The sequence below is a fragment of the Pseudoalteromonas sp. AS84 genome (assembly GCF_038900255.1).
Taxonomy (GTDB): domain Bacteria; phylum Pseudomonadota; class Gammaproteobacteria; order Enterobacterales; family Alteromonadaceae; genus Pseudoalteromonas.
The window spans coordinates 487,220-504,456 of record NZ_JBBMQY010000001.1 but is presented as its reverse complement, the minus strand read 5'-3'; the positions used below and the strand labels follow the sequence as shown (position 1 = coordinate 504,456).

Sequence of the window (17,237 nt, the reverse complement as noted above, 5' to 3'; positions counted from 1 at the left end):
CTGCGTAACATCTTGTTTTTATTTTACAGAGCCTGATCCGCTTTTTAATCGGTTAGCTTATTATATTGTTTAAAACCCAAGCAAGAGGAATGCCATAAATTAAAATCTTGTCCAATTGGTCAGGATTTGGCTAGTTGTATGAGGTTAGTAAATATGGGCTGTAAAAATAGTGGTATTAAAATGAGCTAAAACAAACCAATTTGGTGCGCAGATGCACCAAGTTGGTCTTTATTTATATGGTTTTGAGTGCTAAATAAGGGGCGTTTTACTGATGATTAAACCATTAATATCGGCGTAAACCCAATCGTTAGGTTCTATGGTGGTGCCAAGCATGGTAACAGCTTGGTTTTTATCACCAAAGCCGCGCTTTAAGGTACTACGCGGTGTAGAGCCTAGCGCCATAACCGGTAAGTCCATAGTGGCGAGTATTTCGATATCTCGGCAACAGCCATTTATTATTACGCCTTCCCAGCCATTATTTAGGGCACGCTCAGCCATAATATCGCCAATAAACGCAAAGCGTTTGCTCGCAAACCCGTTTATAACTAATACTTTACCTTCACCATTTTCATGCAATATATCGCCAGCAAACGAGTTGTCTTCTGGGCAGGTAACGGTAACGACTTGACCGTAAAACGTGGCTTTTTTACCAAAGTGATAAAGGCCACTGTCGGCTACTTGTACGCTATCGCGATGATCGTCAAATAAATCGGGTGTAGTAAAGGGTGTCATGGGTTAAGTCTCACTTTGCTCAGGTATTTTAAGACCAATACCTTTTAAAATTATGTGGGCAATTGATTGCGTAATTTGTGCCACATCGGTTTTGTCGTACTCTAATTTGTTCATTACGAGTAAGACCTCAGCCTGAAAGTCGGCGTAATACTGCGTGGTAGACCAAATAGTAAAGAGCAAATGGTAGGGATCAACCTTATCCATTTTATCTGCGTCCATCCATGCTTGAAGTACATCAACTTTTTGCTTAACCCAAGGGCGGGTATTGGTTCTAAAGTAGTTTTGTAAATAAGGGGCACCGCGCAGTATTTCGCTGGCAAATAAGCGAGATTGCATTGGCTGATTTACGGCGAGTATTACTTTACTTTTAATATAGTTATAAAGCACGGTAGCTGGATCGTCGTTAATTGTGACGTTATCTAGCCCCAAGTTCCAATTAGCTATTATGCGGTCGATCACAGACTCGTACAGACCATCTTTACTTTTAAAGTAATACAAAATATTAGCTTTTGGCACCTGCGCTTCTTTAGCAACCATGCTCATACTTGCTCCGTCGTAACCTAATTGCGAAAACAATTGCTCGGCGGCATCTAAAATTAGTTTTTGGTTTTTTTCGCGTGTTACTTCTTTTTTATTTGGTTTTATTTGTGTGGTCATTGTTGAGTTTGCGTGTTTAACGTATTGATTGATTGTAGCTTTACTGACCAAAAGGTCAATTACTAAAAAGTGTGAATGTAAAAAACAGGGAAAGAGGTTTAAGCTATTAACTTTAGGGTCTGTTGATCTTTGCGGATTAAAATTTGTTCAAACTATGGGCTATTTAATCGCGGCGCGAGATTTGTAACCTAGTGGGCTAAGTAAAAACCGAGCAACAAAGAGTAAGTAGTCCCTAGGAAGAACCCTTTGGGCAGCGCCTGTTTGGCATTAATGCTACGTTATCGCCCATTTATGGGGAATAACCACACTATATAGGCTCTGCCTTGCCTAAATACCAAACAGACTGCTGCAAATTTAACCTTGAAAGATCAACAGACCCTAATTGTTTAATTAAATAATTACTGTTAGTTTAGTTTCAAATTTATGAGTAGTACTTTTGGATTGGCAAATGGAGTTTTTAAGCAAAAATAAATACACGCTTTATGGAGTTGCTGCAATATTACTGTGGAGTTGCTTAGTGGCATTACTACGGGATATTTCTGAGTTGTTTAGCCCCATTGGTGGTGCTGCGGCTATGTACTCTGTCAGTGCGATATTTTTAATTTTGGTTATGGGAGTGCCTAAGTTTAGTGGGTTTTCAAAACGCTACCTGGTAGTAGGTACTTTATTATTTGTATCGTACGAAATTTGCTTAGCGCTTTCTATTGGTATGGCAAACAGCCGTCATCAGGCAATGGAAATGGCGGTTATTAATTATTTATGGCCCACGCTAACTATATTGCTCTCTATTATTATTGGTCGCAAAAAAGTAAGTTATTGGGTGTACCCAAGCATGATTATTGCTTTTTTAGGCGTTGCTTGGTGTATTACGGGCGATCAAGAAATGTCACTCGATACGCTTGTCGCTAACTTTGCTGATAATCCTGCTACTTATTTAATGGCATTAACTGCAGCGTTTATATGGGCTATTTATTGCGTGGTTACGCAAAAGCTGAGTAATGGTAAAAATGCTATTACGTTATTCTTTACTGTTACGGCAATGAGTTTGTGGGCGCAATATGGTTTTAGTAATGAAGCGCCATTAACGTTTTCACTCAGCTCAAACATAACATTGCTATTAGCAGGAGTAGTGGTAGGGAGCGGGTATGCACTGTGGAACCAAGCTATTATTGGCGGTAACTTAATGCTGCTTGGCACACTTTCGTACTTTACACCGGTGTTTTCTACTATTATTTCAGCGCTGTATTTATCTATTACGCTGAGTGCTTCGTTTTGGCAAGGAGTTGTACTGGTAACCGTGGGCTCGCTAATTTGCTACTTTGTAACGCGAGAAAAGTCTGTTACAGAGCCAGCAAAAACACTAAGCTAAATTATATTTATATGTAACTAGATTAATGAGGCGTGCTATACGCCTCATTAAGTTTGTGGCAACTATGCAGGCATAACGGCATAGCTTGCTGATTTGTATCTAACTTTTTTTGCACAATAATAAAATATTAACGCAAATACTGCAGCGCTAATATCAACAATACCGCTTTGATAATATTTAAAAAAATCATCAGCTAATAAAGCCTGTACAAGTGTTGAAACTCCCATACCAGCAGATAAAAATGCAATGCCGATTAAGCCCCAATAGCTAGCGTGGTGAGTTCCTTTAAAAAAGGTATAAGCAACAAAAACAAAAAATACCAAATAGTAACTATAAAGGTAACTGTAATTTGCGTTCTCTATATATAGGTTTGTCCATTTAGCTTGTAACAACGTGGCAACCACGGCAATTATTGAACCTACACACACACCAATTGTTAAATTTGCCATAAATCGTGTGCTTCGTTTGTTTGGATCTTTTTTAAAGCGTTTGTCTAACCACAATAAGTTACCAGAATAAAATAAGAATGCGCCAAGCAGCCCCATAATAAAATACCCCCAACGCCCCCATTCACCTCCATAAGTACCAAAGTGAAGTGAAAAGAAACTTCCTACTATATTACCCCAAACACCATCATCTCCTTGCGGATAGCTTGAGTTAAGTACTTCTAATGTATAAGGATGTAAAAATAAGTAGTCTGTATCAGGTCCGCGAACAACGGCGCTGCTATTACTCATTTTTAATGTTGCTGTTGGACTGTTTGTGTTTAAACGATTAAACGCAATATGAATTGGCTCATAACCTGTAGCGTAGTTTTTTGCCGCTAGGATCTGTTTATCTACACTTGGTAAATTTGCAATATGATAATTATGTGCTGCTGGGGGAGGGCGTTGAAAAAAGGATTTATCGTCATAAAATGCAGATAGACCATCATAAATTAGGTCATGAAATGCAAACACAACAACAGTAAACGCTATAATTAAATGAAAAGGCAGGCTGGCGATCCCAACTAAATTATGGCTGTCGAGCCAAAAACGACTAGCACCTTTTTCTTTTCGTATTGCAAAAAACGTTTTTACAAGCGTAGGTAGTAAAATAATTACGCCAGACACCAATGCTAAAAAGTACAGCGCAGATGCTATACCGAGTATATATACTCCTGATTGGTCGTGACCAATCTCGCCTGCAAACCCTGCGGTTCGATGCAAATAATCTATTAAATCTGCAAGTTTATTCTCACTTTGTTGCTGTATAACTAGATTATTTTGCTGGTTTATATGTAGCGCCTGTAATTGGTTATTAAGTGCCATACCGCGCTCTTTTCCTTGGCTGTACCAAGAGAGCGGTGCTTGATTTGTTAGTAAATCGAGGGAAAAGCCATTGCCCATTTGCTCAGGGTACTTAACTATTGCTTGGTCAACTAATGTTTGGTAATTGTTAGTGTATGGTTTAGTCACTGGTGCACTGACGGGTTTTGCCCACTGTGCTAATTCGTGTTTATACATGGTTAAACTACCAGCATAAAACCCTATAAAAAGGACTAAGCCTGCGATTATTCCTGTCCATGTATGCACACCTTGATAGGTGCGCAAAATATCGGCTCTAACTCTCATAGCCAAGTCCTTAAAATTATAAATAAACTATATAGCGTTACATTTAAGCCCCCAAGCGTCAGCCAAGCATTTTTTGCCGAGCTAAACAGGTATGTGAAGCTAAAAATGGTTAACCATAGAAGAGGGATTACCCACATATTAAATTGCACTTTATCAGGCGCATCTATGCCTCCCGCTCCATACCATGCAAAGAAAGCAACGAGAATAAACGCTAGTGCGAGCCCTAAAAAACAACCCGCCAAACTTTTTCCAAGCCAAGTTGGTTTTATTTTTTGCCTTTGTGCAGATGACATTATTTAACTTCCTTGCGTTTAATTAGGCTGACGAGCGGAATTATTATTAAAGCGAGCATTATCATTAAAATGATAAAAAATACGGCTGCCGCATTAGAAAAAGCATATAAGGCTAATGGTATTGCAATAACAAAAAGGACAAATGTGAGCTTGCGCCAGCTTTTATTAATGGGTTTGCTTAGTAGTCGCTGGTGGCGGTTACTAAGATAAAACAGCGATGTAGCAGTAAATAAAATAAGAGAAAGGGTAAGTTGCAACATAAATAAAAACACTTGTTAATGATATTGCCATTCTAAATGATAATTAAACTCAATTGCAACAAGTGCGTGTTTGTGCTATTTTTCCGAAAAATCAAATAACCATCCATAAAAGGGAATAATAGCGGTGCGGTCATTCAAACTAAATAAGCTTTCACTAATCATTACAGGCTCTTTATTGTTGTCTCAAAGCAATGCATTTGCTGATGAAACAAGTCGTGAATCAATAGATACAATTACTGTAACAGGCGAAAAAATCGAAAGGTCACTCAAGGATACGATTACATCGGTTGCGGTTGTAGATAGTTCGTTATTAGAAAATGGGCAACTAGGCTCTGTTTCTGAAGCCTTGGCAGAAATGGCAAATGTGGTGGTACTTACTGGCGCTGTGCCAGATATGCGCGGTGTGTCGGGTAATGGTGGTGCAACTGGGTTTAACTCATTTAGTGGTGGCTCAAAAGCGCGAGTATCAACACTTGTTGATGGGGTTAGTCAGCCATTTGTTGCTGATTTAACTGGTGATACCGGTTTATGGGATATAGAGCAAATAGCGGTATACCGTGGACCGCAGTCAACAAGTAATGGGCGTAATAGTATTGGTGGTGCTGTTTATATGACAACTAAAGCGCCAACACAAGATTTTGAAGGTGCTGTACGCGTTGGTTATAAAAATCAAGACAGCTACCTTGATACAGCGGCCGTTGTTTCGGGGGCATTAGTTGAAGACGTATTAGCATTTCGCTTATCTACTCAATATGTAAACGGTGAAACCTTTAGTAATCCAACGGTATATGAAACCAATCCAACAGATAAGAACTTAAATAACCTTAATACCAGCAGTACGCGAGCAAAATTACTGTATACCCCAACAACAGATTTAGCTGTACAGCTGACTTACTCAACGTATAGCGAAGAAGGTAATACGGGTCGTAAGTATTATGAAGGTGATAAACCGTTTGATTATGTGCCTTTATTTCAGCGTGACATGGATACCCAGTCAGACACGACTCAGGTAAATATTGATTATAAAATTAATGATAACTTTTCGTTCGATATATTACTCGCTTATATGGATTATGAATGGGGCTACGAGGCTTATGAAGCACTGGCAAGCGCTGAGTCTGATATTTCTATGGATGAAAAAAATATCACCATTGATAGCAAGTTAAACTTTGGCTTAAATAGTGAATTTTATTCAGGCTTTGTTGGTATTGCTTACTTTGACCGTGACCAAGACTTTAAAAGCGTTGGTGCAACCAATTATTTTGGTGACGATAGTAGTGACTCTAAAGCAATTTATGGCGAAACCAGCTTTAAGTTAACTAATGAGCTTACTTTAACCGCTGGGCTTCGAGTTGAGCGTGAAGAACAACTTCGTAATTTTGACATGGCTTTTGGTGGCAGTAGATTAGTTGAGCAGCTAGACAATTCTAACACTATAAAGCTACCGACCTTAGCTATTCAATATAAAATTAACAATGATACGACCCTATCTGCAAGTGCTCGTCGTGGTTATAACGCTGGTGGTGGTGCGTTGAATTTTACCGCGCAGGAATATTATTACTACGATCAAGAATCAGTAAATACGTACGAGTTGGGCTCGCGTAGCGTACTAAATAATGGTGATTTAAATATTAGTGCTAATATTTTTTACAATAATTTTGATGGTTATCAAGCATTAAGTTCTGATAGGAAAATTACTAATATTGACGACGCACATAGCTATGGTTTAGAGCTTGAAGCATATAGCATGTTAGGTGAGCAATGGCAGTTACACGCAGGGCTGGGTTTATTAAAAACTAAAATAGATGAATCAACTACTTATTCTGATGCAGTGGGCAATGAATTAAATTCAGCACCAGAACTGACAGCAAGTTTAGGGGTATCGCATTGGTTTACAGATACCTTAAAGCTAAATGTGAGCGCTAATTATGTAGACGAGTACTATGGTGATTTAACTAACACCGAGGAGCGTGTTGCTGGTGGTTATACAATTACGCGTGCAACAATAAGCTACAACAGCGATCATTGGTTGGTGAGTGCTTTTATTAATAATACATTAGATGAAGAAGCATTTACGTCGGTAGAGCCTGCAAGCGGGCGTTACCCAACGGGTTATGTTGCTGTTGTTAACCCACAAACATTAGGTGCTTCAGTAACGTATCGTTTTTAACGTGCTTCTAAAATAATGAATTGGAAATTGTAACGCTACCTTTTAAAGGTAAAATAATTTAAAGCCCTAAAGCATTAGGGCTTTTCAATAAAGGGGGAGCTTTAACCGAGCTTAAATTAAATAATGTCGCGCACTTGTTGTTTAAATGACTTGCCAATTTTAACTGACACGCCTGATGCTAGTTGAACGCTTTCATTACTTAACGCAACAACTTTATTTTTGTTAATAACGTAAGATTTGTGGACTTGAATAAATGAAGTATCAAGCTCTTGCAATATGTATTTGAGAGTACTGCTTGCAAGTAATGCTTTTTCACCTTGCCATACTTTTACATAATTTCCATAAGCCTCAAACATGTCTATATCGCCTAATTGAATTTTATGTTTTTCACGATCGATTTTAAGGGTAATAGTCAGAGGTGCCTTGGGATTTAGCGTTATGTGTTTTCTTTTTTTCCGTACTTTATTGAGTGCTTGTTCAAGGCGCTGCGCAGAGACTGGTTTTAGTAGGTAGTCAGTTACGTCAAGTTCAAAACCGGCTAAAGCATATTCTTGATACGCACTAATAATAATCACTTGTGGTCGATTCGCGAGCACTTTTAGTAATGCAATGCCTGATAGTTCGGGCATGTTTATGTCTAAAAATAACAAATCAATAGATGATGTGGCTAAAGCACATAATGCATCTTTAGCGTTAAGGTATTGTCCGCTTACATTAATATCTTTATGGGCACTTAAATGATGCAGTATAACGTCATGCGCGAGCGGCTCGTCATCAACAATTATTGTGTTTAGCATGCAGCCAGCTCCAATTTAAGTGTGGTTTGCCAAAGGTTTTTATTTTCATTAATAATTAATGTGTGCTTATTTGGATATAAAAGAGTTAGCCTACGGCGTAAATTGTTAAGTCCCATCCCATGCTCTGAATTGTTATTAGGTAGAATAGGGTTAGAGGAAAATAGCGTTAGTATGTTATCGGCCATGGTGATTTTAAACACAACCGTTACTTTTTGTGAGGTGGGCTCTACACCATGCTTTATCGCGTTTTCTAAAATCATTATTAACAGTAGTGGCGAAATTAAATAGTGTTGTTGATATTCAGGCCATTGCACATCAAAGTTGCAGCGCTCAGCACTTCGTAAATGCTGCAATGCAATAAAACCTTTTAAGTAATTAATTTCTTTTTCTAAACTCACCTGTGCTTTTTGGCCTTCATAAACACTGTAACGCAGTAAGTTAGCTAATTGCATAACAAGATCTGGTGCATTATCTGCTTTTTTTAATGTCAGTGCGTAAAGGTTGTTTAATGTATTAAATAAAAAATGAGGGTTAATTTGCTGTTGAAGTAGCTTTAGCTCTGTTTTTGTTTGTTGTTGGGCAATGTTGCTAATTTGAACGTGTTGTTGCTGTCGTTCAAACGCTAAAATAATCGGTGTGCTTATAGCCAAAAACAAAAATACAAACTGATAATTTTCAGGGCTAAAAATATTATTATTACCGCCAGGTGTTAAGTTAGCAATGCCTGAGGGTAAATCGTTAATAGGTAACAGTAGCAAGCACGATGTTAATACAGGTGTAAGTGCAACGAGGCTTATTAAACTTGCAAACAAAAACATCAGTACACCATGATAGGTTAATACATAGCGTATTAATAAATATCTATTTAATAAATACACTCCATATACTAATCCGGCACAAACAGTAATTTGCCAAAGATAACCCAAAAAAGTATCAAACTGTGTGAATACTTTATAAACGTCAATAACAGGCTCAATAGGCTGGTTTAACATAGGATCAGTGTGCGTATTGAGTATGCTTGATGTAACTATTGCCCAACCTAAAAGTATTATAAACATGACTGTATCAAGTGAAAACAAGGATTTAAGCCATTTATTACTCAACACATTGTTATTTTTATTAGTGCGTTTAGTAATAAGCCATATAGCACTTGCAGATGCGCACAGTGTCCAACATTGTGCATCAAGGTATTGCCATTGCGAAAAGTTAAGAAGCTGGTTATTAAATACTAGCAAGAGAGATGGATAGGCTAAAAAGCCTAACAGCCAAACTATGATTGCGGGTGTAAGTAATAAACGATATGCGAACGCATGGGCAATAAAAAAGGGAATACACTGTAAAAAAAGTTGAATATTAATAGCCAGATATTGGCTCGTTGAATCCATATGTGATGACAAAAAGCGTATATGAGAGTCGAGCATAATAGCAGCTATTAGCGGTAAAAAAATTATTAGCTGGGTAATGCTAAAGCGTTGCCATATTGGTGTATTGGCTTGCTGCATATGTGACTCCGTTTTTATTATAGTTTCTGAGCAGATACGCTTAGATAAAATTGTCTTTTTATTTTAAACATTACCTTTGCACAATTCACTACGCTGAGCGCGCTATATTATCCATAAAATTGTTTCAATCATAATTTATTTTTAAAATAGTTATTTTATTTCATAGGGTTAGTAACCGTTTTAAGCATACTAGGCGGTTTATTTAAATGATGAAAGGTCATATTTAAATGACCAAAGTTACTTTTTTATGTTCATCATTTATTTCAATACGTTAACCATTGTTTTCTCGCTTGTATTGACTTGCTTTCTTAAGCTGGTGCTATACCAATTAAGGATGAAACTAATGCTTACACTGAAAAATATCAACAAAAAATACGCAGATGGTACGCAGGCTTTGAATGATGTGACGATCACTCTACCCGCCGGTATGGTCGGTCTACTTGGCCCAAATGGGGCGGGTAAATCAACACTTATGCGCACACTCGCGTGTTTACAAAATGCCGACTCCGGGCATATTAATTTTAATGGCCTTGATGTGATTAGCCAACCAGATGCGCTTAGATCGCAGCTAGGTTATTTACCACAATATTTTGGCGTGTATCCCAATATGAGTTGTCGGGCGTTACTTGAGCATATTGCCGTATTAAAAGGCATAGATGGTAATGCACGCAAAAACCAAATTAATAGCTTACTTGAACTAACCAATTTGACTCAGTTTGCTAATAAAAAGGTCGTTAATTTTTCGGGAGGAATGAAGCAGCGTTTTGGCGTGGCTCAGGCTTTGTTAGGTAACCCAAAACTAATTATTATGGATGAACCCACTGCTGGGCTTGATCCTGTGGAACGAGAAAGTTTAAATAATTTACTCGTTAGTATTAGTCAAAATAGGTTGGTATTGTTATCGACTCATATTGTTGAAGATGTAGAAAATTTATGTCACTACGTGGCCATTATAGATCAAGGAGCACTCATACAAAGCGGTGACGTAAAAGAGTTACTAGTTCCTTTAGAAGGTAAGATTTGGCAGCTCGAAAGTTTACCTATGGGCATACCGAATCAGCATGTATTAAGTAAGAGCCATCGCTATGGTAGAGCGTCATTTCGTGTCTATGCAGACACAGCGCCTGCACAAAATGCAATAAACTCGCCCGCTACGCTTCAAGACAAGTACTTTTTTGCACTCAATAAAGGAAGTCAAACATGTTAATTTTTAATGAGTGGCGATATGCAGTGCGCCAACCACTTGTTTGGCTGTGCATTATTATTCCTTTAATATTTTCGGTTATGTTGTCCTCTGGGCTTGCAACAGTTGAAGTTGATTCGTTAAAACAATTTAAGTTAAATATTACAATGCTACAAATGATGCAGTTACCTGTGCTTGTAGGAGTATTGGCACCCGTTATATTTTTACGAGATCAGCACGCGTCAATGCAGGAGCTTATTTATGCTACGCAAACTAGCTTATTTAAGCGCAGTTTAGCAAGAGTATGCTTACTGATTTGCTTGGTTTTTATTATTAGCTTAATTAGCGATTTAGTAATGATATACATGCATGTAAGGCAATTTGGCTATATACCAAATATGGTTTCTTTTACTGTATTTAATAGCTTTTTAGTGTTGTTACCAAATAGCTGCTTTTTAGTTGTTGTTGCCTTTTTTGTTTGCCATAAATCAACGACTTCATTACCCAATTATGTTGTTTTTGCGGTGTTGTGGATAGGCTACATAATGCTTGCAAGTATTACCGGAAATCCAATGCTTGCTGGAAGTAGTATCATAAGCAATCGCTTTTATACATTATTTGTTTGGCTTGACCCTTTTGCATACACCGCCGTAATAAACAGTTTAACCAATTCATTAGGAGCTTCATTTACTATTAATCGCGTTGTTGTGAGTATGCTTGCTGTTGGTATTTTTTATATTACTTTTAGTAAAAATAAAAAAAACACATTATTAAAGAGTCAAAAAGGTAAAAATAATAACGAATGCGTTCGTTACAACACGTTAGAACCCGCTGAATATAAAACTGCGAGAGTCACGCAAAAACCATTTTTGATGATGGCCAGTTTATACAAAATTACGCTGGTTAATTTGGTTTCACACCCTGTTACTTTACTGCTTATTTTTGTTTGGCCGGTGATGGTTTTTAATAGTGTTGCCTCGTCATCTGGTTATGTTGAACCAATGAGTATTATGAGCACCACAAGCCTTGATGCAATTAGCTATTATGCATTTGATATGCAATTGTTGTTTGGCACTTTATTAATGGCTTTGTGGAGCTGGCAAGTAAGCTGTTTCGCTAAATACTATAATATAGCTGAGCTGATCGCTGCCACACCGCTCAGAACATATTACTTTTTAAACAGTCAGTTATTGGTCCTAGGTACTATGATATTGGTTTTTTTAACAATGAGCTTATTAGGGGCAAGTGCAGCTCAGTGGTTTTTACACAGTGCATATCAATTTGAAGTACATTTAACCATTTTATTTTTGATGGCAATTGTGCTTGCCATTATTGCGTGTGTATTTTTGTGTGTATTTAATTTGTGTCGTTCGCAGCTTATTGCGGGTTTGCTAATTGCTGTTATTTTACTGATCAAATTTACACCGATAATGACTTATCTTGGTCTTACGCATACATTGTGGAGTGTTGGTTGGACGCCTTTGCAGGCACCTGATAACTTTTGGGGTTATCGTGCAAGTATAAGTAGTTATTGGCCTTATATATCAGTTTGGTTAGTTGCGTGTATAAGCTTAGTTATAATTACGGGGGTTTTTAATCACCGAGGTGCCGGGTTGAGCCGAAGAGTAATGGGGGTTAAACATTTTTGGTTACTTATTCCTTTACTTATCACTGTGGCACTATTTACTCAATTACATTTAAGGCTGGTTGAGGAGAAGCCTTTAACCAACTCGCATAAACGCGAGGCATTTAAAGCACAATACGAAAAAGCATTCTCACAATGGCGCAATGTAGCACAGCCAAACATTGTGCACATTGATGCTAATGTAGACTTTTATCCGCATCAGCAGCAAGCTCATTTTTCCTTAATATATACCTTAAATAACACCCATCAAGATCCTATTAAAGAGATATTGGTTGGACGCTCTGGTTTTTATAAATGGGCCGATATTGAAATCGATGGCGCGCAAAGGGCTAAAAACTTTCCCTTGCTTAATCAAGCTGTGTTTAAGTTTGAGAATGAAATGCAGCCAGGAGAAATACGTAAACTAGTTACGCAGTTTGATGTTCATCAAGCTAAGCTTTGGCCAGTGAGAGGCCATCAGATAATAACCCCTGAATTTAGCTATATACGATCAGTGCCTTTATTGCCGACTGTTGGCTATCAAGAGAATTATGAATTAACCGGTCCTATACTTCGTCAGCAACACGCACTTAAAGTAAAACAGGCTATTAGACCCACGAAGCTATTTGCTAAAACGGCGAAAGCAAGTACTCATTACCAGTGGCTTACTATGTCGAGTAAAGTGAGTACAACAAGTGATTATCAGGTTATAACCCAAGGAGAGGAAATATCACGTACCAGCAAAGATGACCGCGAAATATTTCATTTTGAGACTCGTACACCCATAAATGCAATCCCAGCTTGGGTGACGGTGCCTTATTCCCCTGTTACCAAGCAGCAAAACGGCGTGATGTTAAACGTGTTTGCTAAAGACAAAAGCGAGCCTGCACGAGCGGAGTCTATAGCCGTAAACCTCAGTGCAATGGGCGACACAATAAAATGGCTTAATAATATAAGCCCATATAGAGCAAAACAATTGAGCTTAATAGGCTCGCCTAAATTTGGTGGAACAGGTTATGCCCTGCCGCAACTTATACTTATTGAAGACAGTGTTGGTTTTAGAGCAAAGCCAAGTGCTAATGCAGGCTTTGATCAACGCTATCGCCGTGCAGTTCACGAAACTGCGCATCAATGGTTTGGCCATGATATTGGTAATGGAGTATTTTCAGATAGCGCTTTTTTAGTGGAGTCTATGGCAAAGTATATTGAGCTTGTTGTTATAGAGCAGCGTTATGGGAAAGCGACCATGCAAGCGCTGGTTGAGTATGAAACAACACGCTATGAGCAAAGTATGTTGATGAACATAAAGGAGCGATCAGCCTTAGTTGATGCTACACAAAGCTTTGACCAATATTCGCGAGCAACCATTGTCTTTGCTAAGCTACGCGCTGCGATTGGGGATAAGCCCATTATTAATGCGCTCAAGTTGGTTTGGAAAAATCATGGTTATCCAAACAGTCCCGCCAATTCTATGGATTTTATACGAGCATTAAAACATGAAGCTGGGAAAGAACAAGAAAGCTTAATAAACACACTGTTTTTAGAGTAAGTACGTTTAATTTGAACATATATTTAGTAAATCAAAAGCCCTATTATTTTAGGGCTTTTTGTTGCGTGCAGATTATTTTGCATTATTTACCTGTGCTAGTAACTCTATAACTTTTTGTTGACCAAAGGTTTGTGCAAATTGCTCTGCTGTTTGTCCAGCTTTGTTTTGATGCGTGTTGTCGCAATCAAGTGATACGAGTGTTTTAGCAATACTAAATTCACCTCTGAATATAGCAGCCATAAGTGCAGTGTTGCCTCGGTTGTCTTCCATGCAGGCACTAGCACCTAAGTGTAAAAGCGTGTTAACCGTGTCTTTATTACCGTGATAAGTGGCAATCATTAACGCGGTGTAGCCTTTATTGTTGTAGCTGTCGATAGGAATACCGGCATCTACAAATTGCTCTATTACAGCGGTGTCGTTGGTACGTGCTGCGGCAAAATAATAAGCAAATAAGCTGTCGTATTGAGTTTTTGCAGAGTTTTGGTTTTCAGCTTGCGTACTAGACGTTTGTGTATTGGGAGTATTTTGAGCGTAAACGCTACTGGTAAAGCTCAGCAGTAGAGCGACTATAATTAATAAATTACGCATAACAATTGCCTCTTATAAAAAGAGGAAGGGGTTTATCCCTTCCTCATAATTGTGGTTGTTTATATAGCTGCTTGCTTAGTTGGGACTAATTTTTACAACTGCTTACTTACAACTAAATACCTTCAACTAGCTACTTACAAGTTAGCGGCTAGTTGTTTAACCATTTTAATATCGCCGTTTACAGCTTTAGTTAAGCGGGTACCGTATTCAGTATCAGCTTTGTAAAAGTGACTAAGCATTTTGTGTTTAACACTGCTGTTTTGCACTTTACCTAAATCACCCGCTAGGTTATTAACTAGATTTGTACGTTCTTGCTTGCTAAAGCCACGGTATAAAACACCGGCTTGCGCGAAGTTTTGCTGCTTTTTGATTGCGGCTTGTTGTACAAAACCTTTTAGCTCTGTATTACTTCTGCGTGCAATTGGGTTTTCAGCTACGTTTTCTTGGCTTGGCTGGTAGTTCACATTGCTTGTTGTGTTACCAATATTCATTGCGCCGTCTTGGTTGTAGTTAACTACGTCAACTTTTGCACGGTTGATTGGCAATTGCTGGTGGTTAGCACCTAGGCGGTACATTTGTGTATCAGCGTATGAAAACATACGACCTTGTAATAAACGATCTTCTGATGGCTCAATACCAGGAATAATGTTTGCCGGTGCCATTGCTACTTGTTCCGTAGATTGGAAGAAGTTAGTTGGCATACGGTTTAACGTCATTGTTCCTACTTTAGTTTCTTTAATGTCTAGCCACATTTTTGTTGCATCTAATGGGTTGTAATCAAAGTCATCAAGTTGTGATGGATCAAGCGTTTTAATGTACAGATCCCACTTAGGGAAATTGCCTCTGTTTATTTCAGTGTATAAATCTTGTGTTAAATGCTGAAAGTTTTGGCTTTGTACTTTAGCTACTTCTTTAGCATCAAGGTTATCAATACCTTGTTGGCTTACCCAATGAAACTTAACGTATTTAACATCACCCGATTTATTAATCATTTTGTATGCATGTACACCCCAACCGTCCATTTTACGAAGGCTTGCTGGTGTTCCGTAGTCGCTGTAAACCCACGTTAGCATTTGTGTAGAGCCTGGTTCGTGCGAGAAAAAGTCAAATACGCGGTTAGGATCTTGAATATTATCAACCGGAGATGGTTTTAAAGAGTGAACCATGTCTGGAAATTTAATTGCATCGCGAATAAAGAACACCGGTAAGTTATTACCTACTAAATCCCAGTTACCTTGATCTGTGTAAAACTTAGTTGCAAAGCCACGTGGGTCGCGCAGTGTTTCTGGGCTACCTTTAGAGTGGATTACTGATGAAAAGCGAACAAATACGTCTGTTTCTTTACCTGCTTGTGCAAACGGTGCTGCAATTGTTAAATCGTCTAGCTCTTTTGATGCTACAAACACACCGTGTGCGCCAGTACCACGAGCATGCACAACACGCTCAGGAATACGCTCACGTGCAAAGCGTTGTAGTTTTTGAATTAGTTGCACGTCTTCTAGTAATACACTGCCACGTTCACCAGCAGTAATTGAATTTTGGTTGTCGCCAACAGCTGCGCCGTTATCTTTAGTAAGTGTTGTTGCTGCGCTAGCCGGTAATGCCATTGCAAGTGCCAGTGCAGTTAGTGTTAATTTTGTTTTGTTTATTTGAGTATTCATTGTCGACCTCATCTATTTAAAAGTGCCGGCAGTGGTGCAGGCTGTTAATCTGTTAACGATAGTATTGATTTTATTAACTTCGGTAAAACTGATTAATTAGATTGATGTGATTTGTAAAATAGATGAAATGATTTAACAGGTGCGCTTTTTACGTTAACGAAATTTTTTTACTACGACCTTGGTCGCAATATGCTTTTATAAAGTTGATTAAATACAAGGGTTTTTAGTTTTATCTGAGCGTATTTTCACCAAGCTGGTGCGTTTTATACTTACAGTGTGTTGACATATTCGTGCAATAAAGGGAATATGCTCAATCGCTGGGCTTATGCTCATTGCTGGGTTGCACTAAAAAGTTGCACAATATTAATCGCGCTTAACTCGTTATACTTAAATTAGCTAAACCAAACAGTTTTAATAAGGTGACAAGATGAATACTAACATTGAGCTGGTGATATTTGATTGTGATGGCGTTGTTATTGATAGCGAAATTTTAAGCGCACAAGTACTCATTAATATGCTTGTTGAAAAAGGCGTTGAGATTGACCGTGCTTATGTACAGCAACACTTTTTAGGCTGCAACTTTAAAACAGTAAGCCAAAAAATAGCGGATGCATTTAATGTCACTCTTCCTGAAAGCTTTGAAGGTGACTACCGCGAAGCACTGTTAAACGAATTTGAAACAGGGCTAACCACGACCGACGGCATAAAAGACGTACTTAACAATTTAGCTGTGCCTATTTGTATAGCCACTAGCAGCAGCCCAGCACGCACCGCAAAAGCGTTGAGCGTAGTGAGTTTAAGTAAGTACTTTAGCGATACGGTTTTTACCAGCAGCGAAGTTAAGCGTGGTAAACCAGCACCCGATTTATTTTTACATGCAGCTAAACAAATGGGTGTAAAGCCAGCGCAGTGTTTAGTGATTGAAGACAGTAAAGCCGGCGTAAATGCAGGAATTGATGCCAACATGCAAGTGCTGCATTACAGCGGTGGGCAACATATGCAAGGCTCTGTTAATCATGTGCGCAGTGCTTACCCAAATGTTGATCATTTAACGCATTGGCAAGATTTTTTTAGTGCATACCCTGCACTTAAAAAGCAGTAAACACGCAGCTTTTTAAATACACAAAGTTTTAAACGCGATTTGCTCGCCTTACTCACTGACAGGTAAGCAAACGCAAAATATAAATGTAGATGGTTTTGCTTTACTAAAAATAAACAAAACACGGCAAAACATCATGC

At 38.4% G+C, this 17,237-nt stretch carries 13 protein-coding genes; 5 read left to right on the top strand and 8 right to left on the bottom strand.

All coding sequences use genetic code 11. The features are described from left to right. Positions 1–249: 249 nt before the first annotated feature. Together WNY79_RS02120 and WNY79_RS02115 are read right to left on the bottom strand one after the other, a co-directional pair. Positions 250–732, bottom strand: a complete 483-nt coding sequence (locus WNY79_RS02120) for a putative 4-hydroxy-4-methyl-2-oxoglutarate aldolase (protein ID WP_342874976.1) — start codon at positions 730–732, stop codon at positions 250–252. A 3-nt stretch (positions 733–735) separates the two neighbouring features. Then, on the bottom strand, positions 736–1,389 hold the full coding sequence (locus WNY79_RS02115) for a TetR/AcrR family transcriptional regulator (RefSeq protein ID WP_024597735.1): 654 nt from the start codon (positions 1,387–1,389) through the stop codon (positions 736–738). A 448-nt stretch (positions 1,390–1,837) separates the two neighbouring features. Between WNY79_RS02115 and yddG the strand changes: the two genes are divergently transcribed. After that, positions 1,838–2,758: an aromatic amino acid DMT transporter YddG gene (yddG, locus tag WNY79_RS02110; protein WP_342874975.1), complete on the top strand. Its 921-nt coding sequence runs from the start codon at positions 1,838–1,840 to the stop codon at positions 2,756–2,758. 62 nt (positions 2,759–2,820) lie between these two features. On the opposite strand, the gene WNY79_RS02105 is transcribed toward yddG, so the two are convergent. Both WNY79_RS02105 and WNY79_RS02100 read right to left on the bottom strand, forming a co-directional pair. Beyond that, entirely contained in the window at positions 2,821–4,371 is a 1,551-nt protein-coding gene (locus tag WNY79_RS02105) for a PepSY-associated TM helix domain-containing protein (RefSeq protein ID WP_342874974.1), read from the bottom strand. Beyond that, positions 4,368–4,664, bottom strand: coding sequence for a hypothetical protein (locus WNY79_RS02100; RefSeq protein WP_342874973.1), 297 nt, complete (start codon positions 4,662–4,664; stop codon positions 4,368–4,370). Before WNY79_RS02100 ends, WNY79_RS02105 begins: the two co-directional genes overlap by 4 nt. 378 nt (positions 4,665–5,042) lie before the next feature. Here WNY79_RS02100 and WNY79_RS02095 point away from each other — a divergent pair, with 378 nt between their 5' ends. Beyond that, complete coding sequence (locus WNY79_RS02095) at positions 5,043–7,094, top strand: TonB-dependent receptor (RefSeq protein ID WP_197113233.1); 2,052 nt, start codon at positions 5,043–5,045, stop codon at positions 7,092–7,094. 116 nt (positions 7,095–7,210) lie between these two features. On the opposite strand, the gene WNY79_RS02090 is transcribed toward WNY79_RS02095, so the two are convergent. After that, the gene (locus WNY79_RS02090) at positions 7,211–7,891 is read right to left on the bottom strand and encodes a LytTR family DNA-binding domain-containing protein (RefSeq protein WP_170071268.1); all 681 of its coding nucleotides are present in this window, start codon (positions 7,889–7,891) and stop codon (positions 7,211–7,213) included. Continuing rightward, complete coding sequence (locus WNY79_RS02085) at positions 7,885–9,393, bottom strand: histidine kinase (protein ID WP_342874972.1); 1,509 nt, start codon at positions 9,391–9,393, stop codon at positions 7,885–7,887. Before WNY79_RS02085 ends, WNY79_RS02090 begins: the two co-directional genes overlap by 7 nt. Positions 9,394–9,736: 343 nt before the next feature. On the opposite strand from WNY79_RS02085, the gene WNY79_RS02080 reads away from it, so the two are divergent. Together WNY79_RS02080 and WNY79_RS02075 are read left to right on the top strand one after the other, a co-directional pair. Continuing rightward, positions 9,737–10,600 carry an ABC transporter ATP-binding protein gene (locus tag WNY79_RS02080; protein ID WP_342874971.1) on the top strand — a complete coding sequence of 288 codons (864 nt, stop codon included), beginning with the start codon at positions 9,737–9,739 and terminating at the stop codon, positions 10,598–10,600. Further along, complete coding sequence (locus tag WNY79_RS02075; RefSeq protein WP_342874970.1) at positions 10,594–13,749, top strand: M1 family aminopeptidase; 3,156 nt, start codon at positions 10,594–10,596, stop codon at positions 13,747–13,749. Before WNY79_RS02080 ends, WNY79_RS02075 begins: the two co-directional genes overlap by 7 nt. 72 nt (positions 13,750–13,821) lie before the next feature. Here the strand turns inward: WNY79_RS02075 and WNY79_RS02070 are convergent, their stop codons facing one another. Together WNY79_RS02070 and WNY79_RS02065 are read right to left on the bottom strand one after the other, a co-directional pair. Next, positions 13,822–14,337 (bottom strand): ankyrin repeat domain-containing protein, encoded by a 516-nt coding sequence (locus WNY79_RS02070; protein WP_342874969.1) that lies wholly within the window; start codon positions 14,335–14,337, stop codon positions 13,822–13,824. Between the two features lie 134 nt (positions 14,338–14,471). After that, the gene (locus WNY79_RS02065) at positions 14,472–15,998 is read right to left on the bottom strand and encodes a catalase (RefSeq protein WP_342874968.1); all 1,527 of its coding nucleotides are present in this window, start codon (positions 15,996–15,998) and stop codon (positions 14,472–14,474) included. Between the two features lie 427 nt (positions 15,999–16,425). Here WNY79_RS02065 and WNY79_RS02060 point away from each other — a divergent pair, with 427 nt between their 5' ends. Next, on the top strand, positions 16,426–17,100 hold the full coding sequence (locus tag WNY79_RS02060) for an HAD family hydrolase (protein ID WP_342874967.1): 675 nt from the start codon (positions 16,426–16,428) through the stop codon (positions 17,098–17,100). The last annotated feature ends 137 nt before the right edge of the window (positions 17,101–17,237 follow it).